Source organism: Paenarthrobacter sp. NPDC092416 (genome assembly GCF_044755025.1).
Lineage (GTDB): Bacteria > Actinomycetota > Actinomycetes > Actinomycetales > Micrococcaceae > Arthrobacter.
On the sequence record NZ_JBIVQG010000002.1, the window covers coordinates 79,639 to 100,645 of the forward strand.

The following is a 21,007-nucleotide window of genomic DNA, read 5'->3' on the forward strand; positions in this document are numbered from 1 at the left end:
ATCTTGCACCGAACCCGGGCTCCACACACAAACGGTATCCACGAGTCCGCTGAGCTTGTCCCACCATTACGCTGAAACCATGACTCCCTCCGGCGCCTTGAACCCCAGCCCGCGGACCCTCGACGTGGAGAGTGTGGTCCATTTTGATCGGCTCGTGGGAGCCGGCGCGGGATCGATGCACGGCTGGCATGCACAGTCGCTGGACCTGCGCGGACGCTCCCGGGACCTCAAGGCGCTGGACCCGCAAGGTGCGATCTTCCTTGGATGTACGTTCGACGACGGCGTGGAGGACAGCCTGCGGGCTCGCGGCGCGCTCATCTTTCCCAAGTTGCGCGGAGTTCCGTTCAACCCGTACCGCGGCAGCCTCTACACGGCCAAAGAACTGTATACCGCCAAAGACCAGGACATCTCCTCCACAGAGTACGAGGCCACGTTGGATGCACAGGTCTATCAGTGGAGCATCCTCCCCGGCCAACGAAGCAGCCTTGATGCCACCCTGGCCGCAGCACTGCACGACCATGCCATTGGCGACACCCTGGATGAGCTTCTGGATGCAGGCGAATTCGCGGGAACAAAGCTGGTGGGTGTCATGGGCGGGCATGCTGCCCAGCGCGGAACCACGGAATTCGCTGACGCCGCCCGCTTGGGGAGGCTTCTGGCACAAGCCGGGTTCACAGTAGCCACCGGTGGTGGTCCCGGCGCCATGGAAGCGGCCAACATGGGCGCCTACCTCAGTGGACTGCCCGACGCCGACTCCGCAGACGCGCTGCAGGCGCTCGCCGTCGTACCGGGGTTCCGCCCGTCCGTGACGGCATGGGCGCGCCAGGCGGCCGCCGCCGTCGAGCGTTATCCGGTGGGCACCGCGTCACTGGGCATTCCCACATGGTTCTATGGTCACGAGCCGCCCAACCTGTTCGCCACCCACATCGCCAAATACTTCGCCAACGCGGTCCGGGAGGCGATTCTCCTGGAGCTCTGCAACGGCGGGATCGTGTTCCTTCCCGGGGCTGCAGGGACCGTTCAAGAGATCTTTCAGGACGCGTGCGAGAACTACTACGGAGCGCCGGAGACCATCACTCCCATGGTCCTGGTGGGGCGGAAACATTGGGAACGGACGTACCCTGTGTGGCCCATGCTCCAAAGCCTGGCGAAGGGCAAACCCATGGCCACCCGGATCTTCCTGGTGGACACCGTGGATGAGGCGTTGGAGATCGTGAGCCGCTAAAAGTCTTTGCTGCAAGGGCCCATGCCCAGTTGGGCCAGACCCGTCCGGTCGCCGGCGGCGTATTCGCGCACCCATGATGCCTGGTCATACATGAGCTGACGTGGATCATCCACGTGGTCCAAGCCCAGCAGATGGCCAAGCTCGTGCATGATCACTGCCACGCCGATCTCCTGGCCCCTTGGTGTGTCAACGATCCCCGCGAATTGGGGCGCATCCAGCGACACTGTGCCGGTCACGTACGCCTTGTAGCCGTTGCTCAGGCCGATGGACGAACTCCCGCCCAATCCCACGGTTTGGCCGGTGAGGCGGGGCACTTGCTCGGGGGTGGTCCAGGCTATGAGCACGGGCGCCCAGCGGTCCCCGTACCTCTCGGGTTGATAGCCGTTCCTGCTGGTGGAAGGTACCTCGGTGGTGCGGCCGTCGTAGATGAACCGGAGTCCAGTAGCCCAGCTGGCCTGCTGAATGGCTTCCTCCACCAAAGGCTGCCAGGAGTCCGGTGCGAGCTCGCTGTTGACCACATAGTGGATGGGTCTGCACGGGGAGTAGGCCAACGGAGTGCCGTCGGCTTTCAACGCGAGGAACTTGTAGGCCGTGCTGGTCCGGTCCAAGGGCGGCGGGGTGCCGAGCGGAGCGTCGGCTTCTTCCAGCCCGGGCAACGGATCCTCGCGTTGGCCGAACGGCACCAACCCCGGGCGGGGTGCGTGGCTTTGCGTGGCGGAGCCTGACAGAAGCTGTTGCAAGTCACCGCTGAAGTAGGCGCCGGCGCATACCAAGCCGAGGATAGTGAACAAGAACAGGATGGCCGCGACGCTGCTGTGCTTGATGGGCGGCGTCGGTGCGTGCTGGTGCGGCGGCGTGGGTTCGTGCGGCGGCGAGTTGGGCGGAGGGGGATAGGGGTCCGGCCATTGTGGCGACCCATAAGGTTCCATGGAACCCCCTGACGCGGCGGCCCGAACCGGACAGTGGGGTGCCGCCGTCGGCCGTTTCCGTCAGCATAGAACCGACGGCCGCGGGAGTCCATGACGAACTTGTCAGATGTCCTTGCGGCACGGCGAGGTGGCGAGCAAGTGCAGGCCGGTGAGGTCGCCTGCGGCCAAGCCGTCCGGAGCGCCGATCTCCGGATACATGAGCTGGACTGGATCGTCCACGTGGTCCAAACCCATGACGTGGCCCAGTTCGTGCTGGATGACGGCCAGAACGTAGTCCGCGCCGCCGGGCTCTGCGAGCAGCTCGGCTACCTGCGGCGAGTCGAGCTGAAGGCTGCCGCTGATGTAGCTTTTGGGGCCGTTGTTGAGCGAATACATGGTGCTCCCGCCAGTGCCGATCACCTCGTCGGCCAAGGGCGGAACAACCTCCGGGCTGGTCCAGGAGATCAGCAGCGGCGCCCACCGGTCCCCATACTTGGCTGGTTGGTAGGCTTCGCGTTTCTCGGCAGGAAGCTCATCCGTGGTGCCGTCATTGACGAACTGGATGCCGGAGGCCTCGGAGATGTTCGCGATGGCTGCGGTGACCAAGGCATCGGTTCCCTCGGGAGCGGCCGCGGCGTTTACAACGTAATGCAGCGGGCGGCACGGCGAATAGCCCACCGGAGTGCCGTCGTCGTTGACTGCCAGGAACTTGTAGGACTCGTTGATGGTGGCTGGCGGCAAGGGCTTGGCCAGCGGAGCGTCGGCTTCCTCGAATCCGGGAGGAGGAGCATTGAGCGCGCGCTGGGGGACCGTTTTGCCTGCCTCGGTTTGAGGCTTGGCGGCCTGGGTGGCGCCGGGAATCAGTGATGTGATGCGGGGATCGCCGTGGAGGAATCCGCTCACCACAACGGCGCCGACAGCGGCAGCGACGGCCATCAGGACGCCACGGACAACGCGTGCCGCTGATCCCGCCGGTCGCGGCTGCGTCCGGTCCTGGCTGTCCGAGTCCACTGGTCTTCCCTTCATCGCGCCTGTCCACGCTGAGTGCGCTGAGGAACGAGCCAACATTACGGGCAGCGGACAGGACGGACCAAACCCGGCAGGATCCGGGCTACACGATCACTGCGCCAAAGGCGAGCCCGAGCCCGTAGGTTGCTGCGGCCGCGCCGAGGCCGATGGCCAGTTGGCGCAGCCCGCGGCTCAGCGGCGAGGTTCCGGACAGCAGCCCGACGACGGCGCCAGTCGCCAGGAGCGCGACGCCCACCAGGGCGCCGGCTACTACCAAAGCGGCGAACCCCGTCATGCCGAAGATGAACGGGAGAATGGGCACGATCGCGCCGGACGCGAAGAAGCAGAAGCTCGACATGGCGGCGCCCCACGCGGAGCCCACACTCTCGTGTTCGTCGGCGGTTTCCTCTTCTTCGGGGTGGAAAGAGAGGCTGGGATCGCAGTCGCAGCTGAACAAACCCATGCGTTCAGCGGCGCGGTGTTCGGCGGCTTCGCGGGTCATGCCGCGGGCGAGGTACACCAGGACCAACTCGTTGTGTTCTATATCCAGGGATGGTGCCGCCGTGAGCGTTGCCTGCGTGGGCAGCGTGGCGTTAAGCAGTTCCCGCTGCGAACGGACTGAGACATATTCGCCGGCGCCCATGGACAGCGCACCGGCCAGCAAACCGGCCACGCCACTCATGAGCACTACAGGGCTGGGCACTCCGGTGGCGGCCATGCCCATGACGAGCGACAGGTTGCTCACCAGGCCATCGTTAGCGCCAAAAACCGCTGCCCGGAAAGTGCCGGACAACCTGTTGCGTCCGCGCGTTGCCAGCCCGCGGACTACTTCCTCGTGGATTTGCTCGTCGGCAGCCATGGCCGGGGTTGCTGCAGGGTCGGTGCTGTAGGGGGAGCGGCCTTCTGCGCGTTGGGCCAGGGCCAGAACAAAAACGGATCCAAAATGGCGCGCAAAAAAACCCAGCAGCTGGCTTCGGCCAGAGGCTGCCTTGGGCATCCCGGCGTGCTCCCCGAGCAGTTTGAGCCAGTGGGCCTCGTGCCGGCCTTCGGCTTCTGCGAGAGCCAGCAGGATCTGCCGTTCCTCGCCATCGCGACGCTGGGCGAGTTCACGGTAGACGGCAGCTTCGGCTCGTTCATCGGCCAGGTATTGCCGCCAGCGCTTGATGTCCGCGGACGACGGCGCTGCAGCTTGCGTTGACGGAATGGTGTCCGGAGCGGGGCTCGACGGACGGTGGGATTCCTGGTGCTTCTGCACTTTCTCTCCTGTGCTGGGTGGGGTAGTTGCGGCCCCATTGCACGCCCACTGTACCGCTTATTGGCGCGGATTTTTGGCTGGTATTCCTTATCCGGAATGTTCGGTGCACCGTAAATTCCGGCGGGTGCGACGCCCCTCGCACCCGCGTTTTGAGCGCTGTCTTGACCCCTCGGATTGCCAGTGCTCAGATGGATAGACAGGGGCGGGGGGCCTCCCCGCAATTGGTCAGCGGGCTGCTTTCGGGCCCACGAGACGGAGGTTGCAGCATGGACACCACCGAATCACACGCCAACCACCCGGCGCGGGCAACCATCGAGTCGGACCCCGCGTACGACTACAGCGAGGATCAGGAAGTCGACGAAGCATGGGTAGACGAAATCGACGTCCCGGACGATGACGAGCGCGTGGTCCCGCTCGACGAAGCCGAGGAATTCCGCCAGGACGACGAGGAAATCTAGGCCGTTTCGCTGTGATCCTTTGGGCCCTCCGGATGGCTGAACCCGAAGTGACGCTCAATACCTGCGGATTTCCCGACGGCGGCAACCGTCACGGTCAGCGTCAGCGTTGACTGACACCAACGGGTGGGGCGCACAGCTTGCGCCAGGGCCCTGGCTATCAGCCGTGCTTCGGGGTGCCGGTAACGAACGAGGCCGCCACCCACCATCAGAGTGACGGTTCCCAGGACGACGTCGACGCCGGGAATCACCCGGATTGGGTGCGCGGACGTTGGGCTTGGGGTGGTTGCTGTACCGCTGTGCGTTGTGGCGCTGCTCGTGGCGCTGCGTGGTCCGGCTGGGATGACGGCTTGGTACGGCAAGGAATGCTCCTTGGGGGAGTGCTCTTGCCCGCTCGGTTGTCTCTGGTCCGGGGCGGGCCGCTTCCTCATCCGAACCACCCGTGAACATGGGGTTGGTGTGTGGCCAGTCGGAGCTTGGCGCCACCTCTCTTGAAGCAGGCACCACACTACCGGATGCGTCCACACGGCGGGACCCCCAAAGTCCTTTGTTGCGGGGCCCGCTCTGCGCCCCAAATGCGCGATCAAGCGCGCAAAGCGGGCCTCACAACGAACGTTCCCGGACTCCGCCGGGCACAGCACAACGGCGGCGCTGCCCCGGAAAGGGGCGGCACCGCCGTCGTGAACTGCTTATTGTTTTGTCTTTGGCTGCAGCTGTCCCGGTTAGTTGGGAGTGTGGCTGCTGACCGGGTGAGCCTCAAGCGGTAGCTCGTCCGAGACCGCTCCGGCAACGCGCTTGTCCCAAGCGGCGCGGACCGCAGGATCGGTGGGCGGCGTGGCGAGCGAGATCACGACGTAGGCCACGAACGACGCCAACAGGCCGTAGTAGATCGGTTCGTTGGCGTAGACGCCGTCAACGCTCGGAATGACTCCGGTGGCGAACAGGATCAGCAGGGACAGCGTCAGCACCGAGCCGATTGCCATTGACCACGCAGCGGCGATGCCGGTTCCGCGCTTCCAGACGAGGCCGCCCAGAATCGCAACCAGGAGGCCACCTACCAGGATGTCGTAGGCGATGGTGAGCGCAACCACCACATCCTGCGCAGCCATGGAGATCAGGACAGCAACGATGCCGAGGCCAAGAACCCAGTAGCGGTTTGCCTTGACGTCGTGCTCGGGGTTTTCCGTGTCATCTGTGTTGATGATCTTGCCAAACCAGCTGGCAACGAACGGAACAACGTCAGCACGGGCCACCGTTGCTGCGGCAATCAGGGCGCCGGAAGCGGTGGACATCATGGCCGCAACAGCCGCAGCCATCACGAGGCCGCCGATGCCGACAGGCAGGATGTGCGTTGCAACCTCGGCGTACACCACGTCCTTGCCAAGGTTGGCAACGTCGATGTCCGGGAGGGCTACGCGGGCGGCCAAGCCGATCAAAGCGCCGGCAACACCGTAAAGAATGCAGTAAACGCCGGCAGTGGCGCCGCCCCAGCGGGCAACCTTGGCAGTCTTCGCCGTGAAGACGCGCTGCCAGATGTCTTGGCCGATCAGGAGTCCGAGCGTGTAGACCACGAAGTACGTGATGATCGTCTGGATACCGATGCCGTCGATCTGGAAGAAGCTTGCCTCGACGCGCTCACGGATTCCGTCGAGTCCGCCCGCTGCATTCAGGACGAACGGGAGCATGAGGAAGAAGATGCCAACGGTCTTGATGATGAACTGGACCTGGTCGGCCAGGGTGATGGACCACATGCCGCCGATGGTCGAGTAAACAAGCACGATTGCACCGCCTACGGCGATAGCCAGCCAGCGTTCCCAGTCGAAGAGGACGACGAAGATGGTGGCGTATGCACCGGTGGAGGTCGCGCAGAGCATAAGGGTGTACGCCAGCATCACGATTCCGGAGGTCTGCGTGGCTTTGCTGCCGTAGCGGAGGCTCAGCATCTGGGAGACCGTGTAGATCTTGAGGCGCTGGATGGTGCCCGCGAAGAGCAAGCTCAAGAGCAGGACGCCGGCGCCGATTGCGACAACGAGCCACATACCGGAAATGCCGAACTTATAGCCCAAGCCGACGCCGCCGACGGTGGATGCTCCACCCAGGACGACGGCGGCCATGGTGCCGGTGTAGAGGAAAGGTCCCAGGCGGCGGCCGGCTACCAGGAAGTCGCTGTTGTTCTTGGTGCGGGACTTGCCCCACCAGCCGAACGCCAGCATGGCAAGCAGGTACACCACCACAATGGCGATGTTTATGAACGAAGAGTCCATGAGTGGCTCCTTGGAGCTGATGCACGAAGGTTGGGGTTTTCGACGATACTCCTGCGAAGCGCCGAAGTCTCCGTGCTGATGATGGGAGATGGGGATGTGTGTTGTGTGCCTCACAGACAACACTTGTTGCCTATGAGGATATGTTGTGATCGGAGTAACAGTCAAGATGCTTTGGTCATGGTTCCGCTGGTTCTGGCTCTCCTGGGCCGTGATCCCGCTAGTATTGCTGCAATGACAGGGCCGCAAGAACGGCCTGAAAGGTTCGTGAATGAAGGCTCTCCCCGTTGAACCAAGCAATGTCCCCGTTGCCATTGGTTCCAGAATCCGCGCAGCCCGCCAGGCGCAGCGCCTCACCATCGAACAAGTGGCCGATGCCACCGGACTGACCAAGGGCTTCCTGAGCAGGGTTGAGCGCGATCTGACGTCGCCGTCGGTCGCCTCGCTCGTTACCCTGTGCCAGGTCCTGTCCGTGTCCGTGGGCGACTTGTTTGCCGCTCCGGAAACACACCTCACACGGCGCGACGACGGTCCTCGCATTTCCCTGGGGGGCCAAGGGATCGTGGAGCGGCTCCTCACTGCGCGCTCCGAGCGGCGCCTCCAGATTCTGCAGGCGACGATCGAGCCGCGGGGCCGGGGTGAGAACGAACTCTATGCCGTGGATTGCGACGTCGATGTCCTGCATGTGGTCAAGGGCCGCATCAAGCTGATCCTCACCAACGAAGAGTACGACCTTGAAGAAGGGGACACCCTCTCCTTCCCGGGCCGCGAACCCCACACCTGGATCAACCCCACGGATGAAACCGTCGAGGTGCTCTGGGTGCTGGTGCCTGCGGCGAGTCGGTAGCCTGCTACTTCCCTTGCTCGGGGGCGCGCTCCTTCCCAGTTGCCTCCCGATTTGTGCGCCCTGCGAAGGGGCGAGCCTTGGAATTCCGGGGCTTGGGGGCGGCGAACTCTGGACTAACTGGGGAGGAACGTAGCAGCCCGTTGCTGCAGAACTGCCCGAACTTCAGCGATTACGCGGTCCGGTTCGTACCAAATGACCTCAGGAGGGTAGCGCAGCACTGAAAAGCCCTTGACTGTGGCTGTGTTGTTGCGCGCCAGATCGTTGCGCAGGGCCTTACGGCTTGAGTGGAACGCGAAGCCATCCACTTCAATGATCAGAAAACCTTCAATGAGGATGTCCACACGGCCGATCCCCGGGATGGATACCTGTGCGTCGAATGCGATGCCGTTGGTGCGAAACAGGTGCTGCGCGTCCACTTCCACGATTGACTCCGCGCGAAGATCCAACTCCCGCAGTGCCGTCAGGACGGGCCGCGACTTGTCCGCAGCCAGTTGATCCTTCAGCAATCCGAGCGGCACGCCGTGCAGTCGGATGGCGGATATGGCCATTGCTGCCGCAGCGGGCGGCTCGAGGCACACCATGGCATGCAGCACCACGTCCTCCACTGCTGCTACAGGCAGTGTGGGGTGAGGATCAAACCGGACGGTTCTGTGCCTCACGAATCCGGTGCCATTGCCGTGTCGGCATGCCAAATGATGGTGGCTGGGTGCGGCCCTTAGCCAAAGCCCATAGTGCTCGGCCGCGCTGGCGCAGGAAACACGGGCGTTATGGCGGATGGCTGCGGCGAGTTCCTTTTTGTGATCCCGGACCAAGAAGACACCTCGGCGCGGCTGGATAACTCCCTGGGATCTTAAGTTGGCTACGTCTGATCGCGAGTATCCTGCGTCCAGCAGTTGCCCGGTCCGGGCTACCCCGCCCACTTTTTGAAGGTATTGGAGTGCGTCCATTCGGCAAGTCCACCGGTTTTGGGCGGCGGCAGGAACGCGCAACTTGCCGTATGTGGGTAACTGGCTCCGCCGCTCCTTCCCAGTTGCTCCACGTTTGGAGGGCTGCGCAGCACCGCCGGCCCCGGGATTCCGGGGGCCGGCGTTGGTGCCGTGGTCACTAAGTGGGAGGGAGCGGCACCAGCTGGGAGGGAGCGGCACCAGCTGGGAGGGAGCGGCACCAGCTGGGAGGGAGCGGCACCAGCTGGGAGGGAGCGGCACCAGCTGGGAGGGAACGCCGGGAGCTACCCCACGTGGACCCACGGGCGCCGCGTGATGTCCGGCTCTGCCTCGCGCAGGACCTCCCGCGTGACCGGTGCGATCTCGCCCTCGCCGAAGAACAGGAACTTGCTGAGGTTCGCGATCGGGTTGCCCTCTGTCCAGCGGAAGTAGATGTGGGGCATAAGGCCCGTGACATCGCGGATGTGAAGGAGTACTGCGGCCAAGGTGTTGGGCACGTTGTTGCTGTGCACTTCCAGGATCTTGAAGCCGTGCCGCTCCTTGCCCACTACCTGGAGTTCCTGCTCGAAGTCTGAGCTGTCGTCCACGATGATCTCGATGAATACTGCGTCGCAGTCCACCGGCAAGTGGTTGGCTTGCTGCGCATGCTGGAGCTTCTCCCGGTATCGGCCGGCGCTCAGGCGCTTGGGCTCATGGGCGATGATCCTGACTGGGCCTTCAACCTTGTCCGCAGTGAACTCGAGGGCCCGTTCATCCATCTTGATGTGGGTGGCGCGGAGCTCGAACGCACGCCGCATGCGGGAGATGAAGCTGACCACCATGATGCCCAGGATGAACAGTGCCGCGATCTTCAGGCCGTCGGGGCGCTCGATCGAGTTGACCACCGTGGTGTAAATGAAGACGAGGGACACCAGTCCGAATCCGATGAACTGCGCGCGTTGCTTCTTTCGCCGTGCGGACAGTGTGACAGCAATGGACGCGGATGTGATGAGCACGAGCACGCCGGTTGCGTAGGCACCACCCTGGGCGTTGACGTCGGCCTGGAAGATGATGGTGACGGCGAAGGCAATGACGGTGAAGACCAGGACCAGGGGACGCAATGCCCGTGCCCATGCCGGGGCCATGCCGTAGCGGGGCAGGTACCGGGGGACGAGGTTGAGCAGGCCGGCCATGGCCGAGGCCCCGGCAAACCAAAGGATGGCGATGGTGCTGATGTCATAGACCGTGCCGAATCCGTCGCCCAGGAACTTGTGGGCAAGGTAGGCGAGTGCGCGGCCCTCGGCCTTGCCTCCGGACTCGAACTCCGCAGCGGGAATGAGCATGACCGTGGTGAAGCTCGAGGTGATCAGGAACGAGCTCATGATGATGGCAGCGGTGGTCAGGAGCTTGTGAGCACCCTTGATCCGGCCGGCAGGATTCGCTTCGGTGTCGGAAGCGTGGCCCTTGATCTGGGGCATCACTGCAACGCCGGTCTCGAAGCCGGACAGGCCAAGTGCCAGGCGCGGGAATACCAGAAGCGCGAGCGCGATCATGAGGATGGGATCACCGTGGGAGGTGGTGAGGGCCGTCCACCAATCCGAAATGACGTTGGCCTCTGTGAAAAGGTGACCCATGGAAACCAGCACGACCACCAGGTTCAATGCCAGGAAGGCTGCCACCAGGACGACGGCAACGTTGATGGCTTCCTTGAACCCCCGAAGGAAGACGACACCGAGCCCGGCGACCAGTGCCAGCGTGATGACCACCTGCTGCCCCTCCAGGAAGTGGGGAGCGAAAGGGTTCTCGATCAGGTGGGCCGTGGCGTCGGCTGCGGAGAGCGTAATGGTGATCATGAAGTCGGTGGCAGCGAATCCCAAAAGGGCCAGAACGAAGAGTTTGCCGCCCCAGCGTGGAAGCAGCCGCTCCAGCATGGCGATGGAGCCTTCGCCGCGTGGGCTTTCCTTCGCCACGCGTCGATAGACCGGCAAAGCGCCGGCGAGAGTGACGACGACCAGGAGCAAAGTGGCCAAAGGGGACAGCAAGCCTGCCGCCAATGCCGCGATGGCGGGCTGGTATCCGAGGGTGGAGAAGTAGTCCAGGCCGGTGAGGCACATGACTTTCCACCAAGCTTGCGGCTTGTGGGCGTCTGAGGGGCGGCCGTGTGGACCCTGCCGCTTGCCTGAGGTTTCCGGCATTCCTTCCAGTAGCCATGCTTTGAGGTGGAAGGATTTCTTTCGCCGGTCGGCCGGGTCGGCCGGAGGCCTGGTCAGGGTAGTCACGGGGTCCTTTCGCGCAGCCGGTTGCTGCTTACGCAAGGAGCGTATGGCCGCGCTCGCCGCGGGGGCCCCGGTTTTTATGGAATCTTTACGCCGTATGTGACCGGCATCTCAGGCATCCAACAACGAAATCTCACTTGTAAACAGGTGATGCATATTAGACAACTTTGAGTGTATGATGGGTGTCACAGTTACTGATCCAATCCCCCCATCTACATAAGGAGTGGCGCATTTTGGAAGAGCTTCGCATTGAGGCCAACGGGAACCTCGGTCCCATTGATTCGTCCCGTATCCCGCGCTACGCCGGTGCCGCCACCTACGCCCGCCTGCCCCGCCTGGACCAGGTCGCCAAAGCCGACGTCACGGTAGTCGGCGTCCCCTTCGACTCCGGCGTTTCCTACCGGCCGGGAGCCCGTTTCGGCGCCAACCACGTCCGTGAAGCCAGCCGCTTGTTGCGTCCGTACAACCCGGCCTGGGACGTCAGCCCGTTTGAGAACATCCAGGTCGCCGACGCCGGCGACATGGCGGTCAACCCGTTCAACATCAACGAGGCCATCGAGACCATCCAGCAGAACGCCCTCGACCTGACGGCGAATGGCAGCAAGCTCGTTACCCTCGGTGGCGACCACACCATCGCCCTGCCGTTGCTCCGCGCAGCCGCAGAGCGTGCCGGTGAACCGGTGGCCATGCTCCATTTCGATGCGCACCTGGATACCTGGGACACGTACTTTGGTGCCGAGTACACGCACGGTACCCCGTTCCGTCGCGCCGTCGAGGAAGGCATCCTGGATACCGAGGCCATCAGCCATGTGGGTACCCGCGGTCCGCTGTACGGCAAGAAAGACCTCGACGACGACCACCGCTTTGGCTTCGGCATCGTCACCTCCGCGGACGTCTACTACCAGGGCGTCCTGGAGACAGTTGCCAAGATCCGTGACCGCATTGGCAACCGCCCGCTGTACATCTCGGTAGACATCGATGTCCTGGATCCGGCGCACGCTCCCGGCACCGGTACTCCCGAGGCCGGCGGCATCACCAGCCGCGAACTCCTCGAAATCATCCGTGGCTTCCGCGGCATGAACCTCGTGGGTGCGGACATTGTGGAAGTTGCTCCGGCCTATGACCACGCAGAAATCACCGGCGTCGCAGGTAGCCACGTGGCCTACGAACTCGTGACCCTCATGGCAGACAACGCTGTGGAAGGCGATCGGGTCGGCGCCCCGAACGGCTACGCTCAGCAGGCCCTCGGCGCCCGCATTGCAGAGCTGGCAAAAGCAACGGGAGAGCAGCGATGATCGATTTCGATCCCGGCACGGCGGCGCCTACCAAGGGGACCAATCAGCGCAACGGTGGGGACCTCGTCGTCGAGACCCTCGAGGCCCTGGGCGCGAAGACCGTCTTCGGTATCCCGGGCCAGCACGCATTGGGTCTTTTTGATGCCATGGGCCGGGGAAACCTGCATTTCGTCTCCTCACGTGTGGAGAACAACTCGGCCTTCGCCGCTGATGGCTACTCCCGCGCCACCGGTGAGGTGGGCGTGCTGTTCTTGTCCACCGGTCCGGGCGCGCTGACGTCCCTGGCCGGCCTGCAGGAGGCCTACGCCACCGGCGTTCCGATGGTTGTTGTCGCCAGCCAGATCCCGCTCGACGGCCTGGGCGCGCGCCGCAAGGGCATGCTGCACCAGCTCGATGACCAGAAGGCTTCGGCCGCGAACGTCACCAAGAGCCAACGACTGATCCAGCACGCCTCGGGTATCCCTTCGGCCATCCAGGATGCTTGGACTGAGGCGATTTCCTCGCCGCAGGGACCTGTGTGGATCGAAATCCCGCAGAACGTCCTGCTGGATCCCATCATGGTTCCGCCAGTCGAAGACGCCCTCGCCGAGGCGGCGGACAATCCGCCGCGCGTCGAGCTGATCCGCGAGGCCGTGAAGTGGCTTTCGACGGCGGAGCGTCCGGCGATCATCGCTGGCGGCGGTACCCGCCGTGGCCGGGCTGAGAAGTCGCTGCTCTCCATTGCCGAGCAGCTGCGCGCGCCGGTCATCTGCACACCTGGCGGCAACGGTGCGTTCCCGTGGACCCACGAGCTGTCCTTGCAGTCGTGGATCGAGGACCGGTACATGACCGACGTCCTGGAAGACGCCGATGTCCTGATCGTCATCGGCTCATCTCTGGGTGAAGTGACCTCGAACTACTTCACGTTCGAGCCCCGAGGTCGGATCATCCAGATCGATGCCGAACCGCGCGTCCTTGAATCGAACCGGCCGGGCCTGGGCATCCGTGCCGACGCCGGCCAAGCCCTTGCGGCATTGGACGAAGCCCTCGCAGCAGCAGGGGCAGCGGACGCCACCCAGCGATCCTGGCATGGGACCACACCGGAGGACGTGGTCAAGGAGTCCTTGGCCAAGGTCAAGGCACGCTTGGAATCACAGGACCTGGCCAAGGAACTGAAGTTCATGGCCGACATCCGCGAGGCTGTCCCGGCTGACATGCAGACGTTCTGGGACATGACCATCTCCGCTTACTGGGGCTGGAGCTGCTGGGATGCCCGGCAAGGTCAGTTCCACTCCGCACAGGGCGCCGGTGGCCTCGGCTATGGTTTCCCCGCAGCGATCGGTGGTGCTGTGGGCCTGGAAACCACGGGCAAACCTAGCCGTGTACTCGCAGTGTCCGGTGACGGTTCCGCAATGTACTCCATCTCCGAACTTGCCACAGCCAAGCAGCACAACGTCCCGGTCACCTGGCTGATCGTGGACGACGGCGGCTATGGCATCCTGCGCGAATACATGGTGGGCGCCTTCGGCCAGGCCACGGCCACCGAGCTGGCCCGCCCAGACTTCGTGAAGCTTGCCGAGTCCTTTGGTGTCCCGGCCCGCCGGGTGGCCCCGGAGGAAGTGGGGAACGCGCTCAAGGCGTCCTTCGAAGCGGACGGCCCCAACGTCGTCGTAGTCGAAACCCTGCTCAAGATGTTCGGCCCCACGCACCTGGACGACTAAAACAACACGTCATCAGCCCCCGCACGGTCATCCGTGCGGGGGCTGATTGCGTTATGGGGCCCGCTCTGCGCCCGAATTCCCGGGAATCGAACGCAGAGCGGGCCTCACAACGGGCCGCACGCACGTCATCTTTAGTTTCCCAAAGCAATCAATCTGAGTTATAGTTGCTTTAGGCAAACAAAAAGGGGTGTTTCCATGTCTGTCGGTTCTGCCACGGCAACCGATCTTGTTCATCAGATCTTCGACCTCCAGCGCACGTTGCGCTGTGTGGTGACAGCCCACATGGCGAGGGTTCCCGACGTCGGGATGGCTGTCCAAGGTGTCATGAGGTTCATCGGCGAGGGGGAGACCCGCGCGACCTCTCTGGCTGCCCGCCTTGGTGTCAGCGCGCCGGTGCTGAGTCGCCACATCGCCGAACTCGAGGATCTGGGCTTCGTTGCCAGACGGCCTGACCCTGCGGATGGCAGGGCGCAGCTCCTGGCATTGACCGAAGACGGCGCTGCAAAACTTCGAGACTTCGAAGAGCAGCGAAGCGTCAGGCTGCGCGACTATCTGGCGGACTGGAGCGAAGGCGACGCGCTCGAAGCATCCCAGGTTTTGCACAAACTCACTGAGTCCCTCAAGGACTCGATCCGGGCAACGGCGGCCGGCTCCACAACGACGAACTTCACAGCTTAGGAGCCCACGCATGGCCAAACCAGCACTTCAGAACGGCGCCGCCGCAGCCGGCGCCGCGGCGCCCATGACCCACCGACAGATCATGGAGGCTTTGACGGGCCTGCTCGCAGCATTCTTCACAGCGATCCTGAGCAGCACGATCGTCGCCAACGCGCTCCCCACCATCATGTCCGAACTCAAGGGCACGCAAACGGACTTCGCGTGGGTCATCACGGCCGCGCTGCTCGCCAACGCGGCCACCACGCCCATTTGGGGCAAGCTCGCTGACCTCTTCGACAAGAAGGTCCTGGTCCAGCTGAGCATCATCATCTTCGTGGCCGGTTCGGTCATGGCCGGCCTGTCCGAGACCATCCCGCTGCTGCTGACAGCCCGCGTCATCCAAGGCGTGGCAATGGGCGGCCTAACCGCTTTGGCGCAGGCGATCATCGGCTCGATGATTCCGCCGCGCGACCGTGGAAAGTACTCCGGCTACATGGGCGCCGTCATGGCCGTGGGCACGGCAGGCGGCCCACTTCTGGGTGGCTTCATCGTTGACAGCCCGCTCGGATGGCGCTGGACGTTCTTCGTCTGCGTGCCGCTGGCCGTCGTGGCGCTCATCCTGCTCCAAGTGACCCTCAAGATCCAGCACATCAAGCGCCCCGCCAAGATCGACTGGCTCGGTTCCATCCTGCTGACCTCCGGCGTGAGCTTGCTCCTGATCTGGGTTTCCTTCGCCGGCAACCCCGACTACTACGACTGGTTCTCTTGGCAGTCCGCCCTCATGGTGGGTGGCGGCGTAGCCCTGCTGGCCGTCCTGGTGTTCGTGGAAACCAAGGTTGCGCAGCCGATCATCCCGCTCAAGATCATCTCCGAGCGCACCACGGCACTTGCCATCGTTGCGTCCGTTGCCGTTGGCATCGCCATGTTCGGTTCGTCCACGTTCCTGGGCCAGTATTTCCAGGTTGCCCGCGGAGCCACGCCGACTGAGGCAGGCCTGCTCACGCTGCCAATGATCGCCGGCAACCTTGTTGGTTCCGTGGCATCGGGCATCCTGATCAGCCGCTTTGGCAAATGGAAGCGGTTCCTGATCGCAGGCAGCGTCCTCCTGATCGGTGGTCTCGCGTTCGCCGGAACCATGGACCACACCACTGAGCTGTGGATCGTGGCCATCTACACCGGCGTGTTCGGCCTGGGCCTCGGCATGCTGATGCAGAACCTGGTGCTCGCCGTGCAGAACACCGTTCAAGCGAAGGACATCGGCACGGCCAGCGCTTCGGTTGCGTTCTTCCGCTCGGTAGGCGGCGCGATCGGCGTCTCCGTCCTCGGTGCCATCATGTCCAACCACGTGAAGGACCTGGCCGTTGAAGGAATGGCTGCTGCCGGTATCCCGGTCCAAGGCGGAGCATCAGGGGCCAGCATGGACCTGGCCGATATGCCCGCTCCCATCGCAGGGATCATGCGCGCTGCTTACGGTGACGCGACTGCCCAGATCTTCCTGATCTCCGCGATCATCAGCGTGGTGGCACTCCTGGCGGTGCTGTTCATCAAGGAACGCCCGCTGCGGCGCACCGTGGATGCAGCGTCCGAGAAGGAACTCCTCGCTACGGCTTCGGGTGACGCCGGAATGTCCTTGGACACGGCCTCCATGGATGCGGTCGGGGCCGGATCGGGCAAGGGGGCTGGCTCGGTCGGTGCCAGCTCGCGCCTGACAGGAACGCCCGACGGCGGCGCAAGCCGCCCGGGTGCCGATCGGCGGGATCCGGCAACCAGCGGCGACCGCCACGCAACGTCGGGTGGGGCCTCCGAGGACCTCGACCTCGAGTTCGCCCGGATCCTGACCCAAGAACGCCCGCACGCGGCGGCGGACGTGAAAGAGCTGCAGGAGCAGTTGTCCCGGACCCAGTACGTCCTGGCGGAGCAGCAGTTGCAGCTCAGCCGGGCCAACGTGGAACTGCAGGCGCGGTTGAGGGAACAGCAGTCCGTTGCCGCACAGCAGGCGACAACCGCGTCCGAACTCGTCGCGCTCCGGAAGGAACTCAAGCGCGAGCGCAGGCAGCAGGAACGCATGGCGTTGTTGCTTCTCCAGGGCGTCGAGGACCGGCCCGAGCACGGAAAGCACGCGGGCTAGGACTACTGCCAAAGCGCCGGTCGGGACTCCCGGCCGGCGCTTTGTTGTGCACGCGGGACCCTCTCTGTGCACCAGCGGGCGCATTCAGGACACGGCAGATACTCCGCAGGGATGATCTTTTCCGTAGGTTGTTTCGCTGGGGCAACGGATTTCGTAGAGTGGGGAGGCTAATACTGTCAGCCCCTGCTGCAACACTTCACTTACTTCATTCACGCACTCTTTCTAAGGACCCGTGGGCATGCTTGTCACCCTTATACGGCGCTACTCCAAGCCGTATTTGCCGCAGATAGTGGCCGTCCTCATATTCCAGTTGGCGTCTACCATTGCCACGCTCTACCTCCCCAGCCTCAACGCCAAAATCATTGACGAGGGAGTTTCCCGGGGAGATACCGACTTCATTTGGCGGACCGGGGCGCTCATGCTCGCCGTTGCCCTGGGCCAGGTGTTGACCGCCGTCGCCGCTGTGTACTTCGGCGCCCGTACCGCGATGGCGATCGGCCGCGACCTTCGGCGCAGCGTCTTCCGCCAGGTCAGCAGCTTCTCTGCCCAGGATGTCAACCGCTTTGGTGCTCCCACCCTGATCACCCGCGGTACCAACGACGTCCAGCAAGTGCAGATGCTGGTGCTCATGGGACTGAACTTTATGGTCTCCACACCCATCATGTGCGTGGGCGGGATCATCATGGCGCTGCGCGAGGACCTGAGCCTTTCCTGGCTCGTGTGGGTTTCCGTGCCCATCCTCGTGGCCGTAGTTGGCTACCTCGTGGTGCGCCTCATGCCGCTGTTCCGTTCCATGCAGACCAAGATTGACGCCATCAATGGCGTTTTGCGCGAGCAGATCATCGGTATCCGCGTAGTCCGGGCCTTCGTCCGCGAGCCCTACGAACGCAAACGCTTTGCAGATGCCAACCAGGACCTCACGGCCGTTTCGGTCAAGATCGGCAACCTCTTTGTCCTGATGTTCCCGGCCATTGGCATGATCCTGCACCTCTCCACTGCTGCAGTGCTGTGGTTCGGCGGCCAGCGTGTGGATTCCGGCGACATGCAGGTCGGTGCTCTGACAGCATTCCTGCAATACCTGCTCCAGATCCTGATCGCGGTCATGATGGGCACGTTCATGGCCATGATGATTCCCCGCGCGTCCGTTTGTGCCGACCGCATCGGTGAGGTGCTCGACGTCGAGCCTTCCATCCACAACCCGGCCTCACCCGTGGTGCCGGCGGAGAAGAAGGGCCGCGTGGAGTTCCGCGATGTCACGTTCAAGTACCCGGGTGCTGAGGCTCCCGTGCTGAGCAATATCTCCTTCACTGCCGAGCCCGGCCAGACCCTGGCCATCATCGGCTCCACCGGTGCCGGCAAGACCACGCTCGTTTCCCTGCTGCCGCGGCTTTACGATGTCGCCTCAGGTGACGTACTGCTCGACGGCGTTCCGGTCACCGAGCTGGACGCATCGGAGATCAGCAGCCGTGTGGCCGCTGTACCGCAGAAGCCTTACCTGTTCTCCGGAACCATCGAGCACAACCTGCGTTTCGGCAAGACCGAGGCTACGGACGAGGAACTGTGGGAGGCGCTGGAGACGGCTCAGGCCAAGGACTTTGTTATGGAGAAGTCGTCCGGCCTTGGCCGCAGGGTGGCACAAGGTGGGACCAATGTCTCCGGTGGCCAGCGCCAGCGACTCTGCATTGCCCGGGCCCTGGTTACCAAGCCGAATGTCTACTTGTTCGACGATTCATTCTCCGCATTGGACGTCGCAACGGACGCCAGGCTGCGTAAGGCGTTGAAGGAAAAGACGCAGGATGCCACGGTCATCATCGTGGCACAACGCGTTTCCACCATCGCGGACGCGGACCAGATCCTGGTCCTGGACAACGGCCGGATTGTGGATCGTGGAACCCACGACGAACTTCTTGAGACGTCGCCCACCTACCAGGAAATCGTTGAATCCCAGCTGAGCGTGGAGGAAGTGGCATGAGCGAGCAGAACCAGCAGAAGAAGCGTGGCTGGGCTGCCAAGGCAGAAGCCGCGAAAGCTGCCCGCGCCTCGGCCGAGGCAGAAGTTGCAACCGAGGTGCTTGAGGACGAGGACGACTTCGTAGAGGAAGAATACGTCCCCTCGGAGGCCGACGGCGGCATGTTCGGTGACGTTCCGGCCAAGAAAGCGAAGGCATTCTGGCCGTCCGCCAAGCGGCTCATGGGCTTGCTCAAGCCCGAGAGCGTCGGCGTGTATATCGTGATCGGCCTCGTGGTGGTTTCCGTTGTGCTCAACGTGATTGCCCCTAAGATCCTCGGTAGCGCCATGGACGTCATCTTTGGTGGCGTGATCGGCAAGCAACTGCCTCCGGGCGTCAGCCAGGAGCAGTTCGCCGACATGATGCGCCAGCAGGGTCAGGACAACTTTGCGGACATGGTCTCCAAGATGCAGCTGACCAACGGGATTGATTTCTCCAAGCTGACGTTCCTGATTTCGATCGTGCTGCTGATGTACTTCGTGGCCAACATCTTCCTGTGGGCACAGGGCTGGCTGTTGAACAGGATCGTCATGCGGGTTATCAAGAACCTCCGCGATGACGTCGAAGCCAAGCTCAACCGTCTCCCGTTGAACTACTTCGACACACGCCAGCGCGGCGACATCCTGTCGCGAGTGACCAACGACGTCGATAACGTCCAGCAGGGCCTCCAGCAGGCCTTCGCCCAGTTGGTCAGCTCTGTGCTGACGGTTTTGGGCATCATTGTGATGATGTTCATCGTGTCCTGGGAATTGGCGCTTATTGCGTTGATCGCCCTGCCGCTGTCCGGCATCATGGCGGGCGTCATTGGTGCACGCAGCCAGAAACTCTTCGCTGCACAGTGGAAGAACACCGGCGCCCTCAACGGCCAGATCGAAGAGTCGTTCTCCGGACATGACCTCGTGAAGGTCTTTGGCCGCGACGCCGACATGCTGGTCCGTTTCGACGAACGCAACGAGGAACTGTACAAGGCCTCCTTCGGAGCCCAGTTTGTTTCCGGCATCATCTTCCCCGCCATGAACTTCATCTCCTACTTGGCCTACGTCGGAATTGCTGTTGTGGGTGGCCTGCGGGTTGCTTCCGGTTCCATGAGCCTTGGTGACGCCACGGCCTTCATCCAGTACTCGCGTGAGTTCACGCAGCCGCTGGGCCAGATCGCAGGCATGGCGAACATGCTGCAGTCCGGCGTGGCTTCCGCGGAGCGCGTGTTCGAATTCCTTGACGCTGAAGAGGAAGTCGAAGAAACCGCAACCCGGCACCTTCCCGCCAAGACCGACGGCCACGTGGAATTCGAGCACGTGTCCTTCAGCTACGTTGAGGACAAACCGTTGATCGAGGACCTCTCGTTCAGCGCCGAGCCGGGCCACACTGTGGCAATCGTGGGCCCAACGGGTGCCGGCAAGACCACGCTGGTGAACCTTGTGATGCGCTTCTACGAGCTCAACTCCGGACGCATCACCCTGGATGGCGTGGACATCAAGGACCTCAGCCGCTCCGAGCTGCGCTCCAAGGTGGGCATGGTGTTGCAGGATGCATGGCTCTTCGGTGGCTCCATTTACGACAACATCAAGTACGGCAACCTGGACGCCACAGAGGAACAGATCATGGAGGCGGCTAAGGCCACCTACGTGGACCGCTTCGTGCGCGCCCTGCCGGACGGTTACCAAACGATCATTGATGAAGAAGGCACCAACGTCAGTGCCGGTGAAAAGCAGTTGATCACCATCGCACGCGCGTTCGTGTCCGATCCTTCACTGCTGATCCTGGACGAAGCCACGAGCTCCGTGGATACCCGTACGGAGTTGCTGCTCCAGAAGGCCATGGCAGCGCTTCGGACAGACCGGACGAGCTTCGTGATCGCCCACCGACTGTCCACCATCCGCGATGCTGACACCATCTTGGTGATGGAGAACGGCAAGATCGTGGAGCAGGGCAACCACAACGAACTGCTCACACTGCAGGGTGCCTATTACCGGCTCTACATGTCCCAGTTCGCCGGTGAGGACGTGGAAGAATCCGCAGTGGATGATTCGACGGCGGTCCACAGCTGAGTACCGAATCCTC

16 protein-coding genes and 1 riboswitch are annotated in these 21,007 nt (G+C 63.3%); of the genes, 9 read left to right on the top strand and 7 right to left on the bottom strand.

The annotated features are described in order from the left end of the window. Positions 1 to 79: 79 nt before the first annotated feature. The gene (locus ACIQC5_RS04615) at positions 80 to 1,225 is read left to right on the top strand and encodes an LOG family protein (protein WP_400278825.1); all 1,146 of its coding nucleotides are present in this window, start codon (positions 80 to 82) and stop codon (positions 1,223 to 1,225) included. Here ACIQC5_RS04615 and ACIQC5_RS04620 read toward each other — a convergent pair. The 3 genes from ACIQC5_RS04620 to ACIQC5_RS04630 all read right to left on the bottom strand — a co-directional run bounded on the left by ACIQC5_RS04620 (position 1,222) and on the right by ACIQC5_RS04630 (position 4,396). After that, the gene (locus ACIQC5_RS04620) at positions 1,222 to 2,154 is read right to left on the bottom strand and encodes a matrixin family metalloprotease (RefSeq protein ID WP_400278826.1); all 933 of its coding nucleotides are present in this window, start codon (positions 2,152 to 2,154) and stop codon (positions 1,222 to 1,224) included. The genes ACIQC5_RS04615 and ACIQC5_RS04620 overlap by 4 nt on opposite strands. A 102-nt stretch (positions 2,155 to 2,256) precedes the next feature. Beyond that, a complete protein-coding gene (locus tag ACIQC5_RS04625; protein ID WP_400278828.1) occupies positions 2,257 to 3,159 on the bottom strand; it encodes a matrixin family metalloprotease in 903 nt (300 codons plus the stop codon). Between the two features lie 85 nt (positions 3,160 to 3,244). After that, positions 3,245 to 4,396 (bottom strand): VIT1/CCC1 family protein, encoded by a 1,152-nt coding sequence (locus ACIQC5_RS04630; RefSeq protein ID WP_400278830.1) that lies wholly within the window; start codon positions 4,394 to 4,396, stop codon positions 3,245 to 3,247. A gap of 266 nt (positions 4,397 to 4,662) precedes the next feature. Between ACIQC5_RS04630 and ACIQC5_RS04635 the strand changes: the two genes are divergently transcribed. Next, positions 4,663 to 4,854, top strand: coding sequence for a hypothetical protein (locus ACIQC5_RS04635; protein WP_400278832.1), 192 nt, complete (start codon positions 4,663 to 4,665; stop codon positions 4,852 to 4,854). Here the strand turns inward: ACIQC5_RS04635 and ACIQC5_RS04640 are convergent. Together ACIQC5_RS04640 and ACIQC5_RS04645 are read right to left on the bottom strand one after the other, a co-directional pair. Next, positions 4,851 to 5,213 (bottom strand): hypothetical protein, encoded by a 363-nt coding sequence (locus ACIQC5_RS04640; RefSeq protein ID WP_400278833.1) that lies wholly within the window; start codon positions 5,211 to 5,213, stop codon positions 4,851 to 4,853. The two genes, ACIQC5_RS04635 and ACIQC5_RS04640, sit on opposite strands and share 4 nt — an antisense overlap. A 15-nt stretch (positions 5,214 to 5,228) precedes the next feature. After that, a riboswitch (SAM riboswitch) is annotated at positions 5,229 to 5,348 on the bottom strand. 225 nt (positions 5,349 to 5,573) lie between these two features. After that, positions 5,574 to 7,115 carry a sodium:solute symporter gene (locus ACIQC5_RS04645; RefSeq protein WP_400278835.1) on the bottom strand — a complete coding sequence of 514 codons (1,542 nt, stop codon included), beginning with the start codon at positions 7,113 to 7,115 and terminating at the stop codon, positions 5,574 to 5,576. Between the two features lie 268 nt (positions 7,116 to 7,383). Here ACIQC5_RS04645 and ACIQC5_RS04650 point away from each other — a divergent pair, with 268 nt between their 5' ends. Beyond that, a complete protein-coding gene (locus ACIQC5_RS04650) occupies positions 7,384 to 7,959 on the top strand; it encodes a helix-turn-helix domain-containing protein (RefSeq protein WP_018777077.1) in 576 nt (191 codons plus the stop codon). A gap of 113 nt (positions 7,960 to 8,072) precedes the next feature. Here the strand turns inward: ACIQC5_RS04650 and ACIQC5_RS04655 are convergent, their stop codons facing one another. Both ACIQC5_RS04655 and ACIQC5_RS04660 read right to left on the bottom strand, forming a co-directional pair. Further along, the gene (locus tag ACIQC5_RS04655; RefSeq protein ID WP_400278837.1) at positions 8,073 to 8,906 is read right to left on the bottom strand and encodes a DUF559 domain-containing protein; all 834 of its coding nucleotides are present in this window, start codon (positions 8,904 to 8,906) and stop codon (positions 8,073 to 8,075) included. A 281-nt stretch (positions 8,907 to 9,187) separates the two neighbouring features. Next, the gene (locus ACIQC5_RS04660; protein WP_400278838.1) at positions 9,188 to 11,161 is read right to left on the bottom strand and encodes an amino acid transporter; all 1,974 of its coding nucleotides are present in this window, start codon (positions 11,159 to 11,161) and stop codon (positions 9,188 to 9,190) included. 230 nt (positions 11,162 to 11,391) lie between these two features. Here ACIQC5_RS04660 and speB point away from each other — a divergent pair, with 230 nt between their 5' ends. The 6 genes from speB to ACIQC5_RS04690 all read left to right on the top strand — a co-directional run bounded on the left by speB (position 11,392) and on the right by ACIQC5_RS04690 (position 20,994). Beyond that, on the top strand, positions 11,392 to 12,453 hold the full coding sequence (gene speB, locus ACIQC5_RS04665; RefSeq protein ID WP_400278839.1) for an agmatinase: 1,062 nt from the start codon (positions 11,392 to 11,394) through the stop codon (positions 12,451 to 12,453). Then, positions 12,450 to 14,153 carry a thiamine pyrophosphate-binding protein gene (locus ACIQC5_RS04670; RefSeq protein ID WP_400278840.1) on the top strand — a complete coding sequence of 568 codons (1,704 nt, stop codon included), beginning with the start codon at positions 12,450 to 12,452 and terminating at the stop codon, positions 14,151 to 14,153. The genes speB and ACIQC5_RS04670 overlap by 4 nt, the downstream gene beginning before the upstream one ends. A gap of 195 nt (positions 14,154 to 14,348) precedes the next feature. Further along, positions 14,349 to 14,831: a MarR family winged helix-turn-helix transcriptional regulator gene (locus ACIQC5_RS04675; RefSeq protein ID WP_400278841.1), complete on the top strand. Its 483-nt coding sequence runs from the start codon at positions 14,349 to 14,351 to the stop codon at positions 14,829 to 14,831. Positions 14,832 to 14,841: 10 nt separating this feature from the next. Further along, positions 14,842 to 16,938, top strand: coding sequence for an MFS transporter (locus tag ACIQC5_RS04680; RefSeq protein WP_400278842.1), 2,097 nt, complete (start codon positions 14,842 to 14,844; stop codon positions 16,936 to 16,938). 238 nt (positions 16,939 to 17,176) lie between these two features. Beyond that, positions 17,177 to 18,910, top strand: coding sequence for an ABC transporter ATP-binding protein (locus tag ACIQC5_RS04685; RefSeq protein WP_400278843.1), 1,734 nt, complete (start codon positions 17,177 to 17,179; stop codon positions 18,908 to 18,910). Further along, positions 18,907 to 20,994 (top strand): ABC transporter ATP-binding protein, encoded by a 2,088-nt coding sequence (locus ACIQC5_RS04690; RefSeq protein ID WP_400278844.1) that lies wholly within the window; start codon positions 18,907 to 18,909, stop codon positions 20,992 to 20,994. The genes ACIQC5_RS04685 and ACIQC5_RS04690 overlap by 4 nt, the downstream gene beginning before the upstream one ends. Positions 20,995 to 21,007 lie beyond the last annotated feature (13 nt).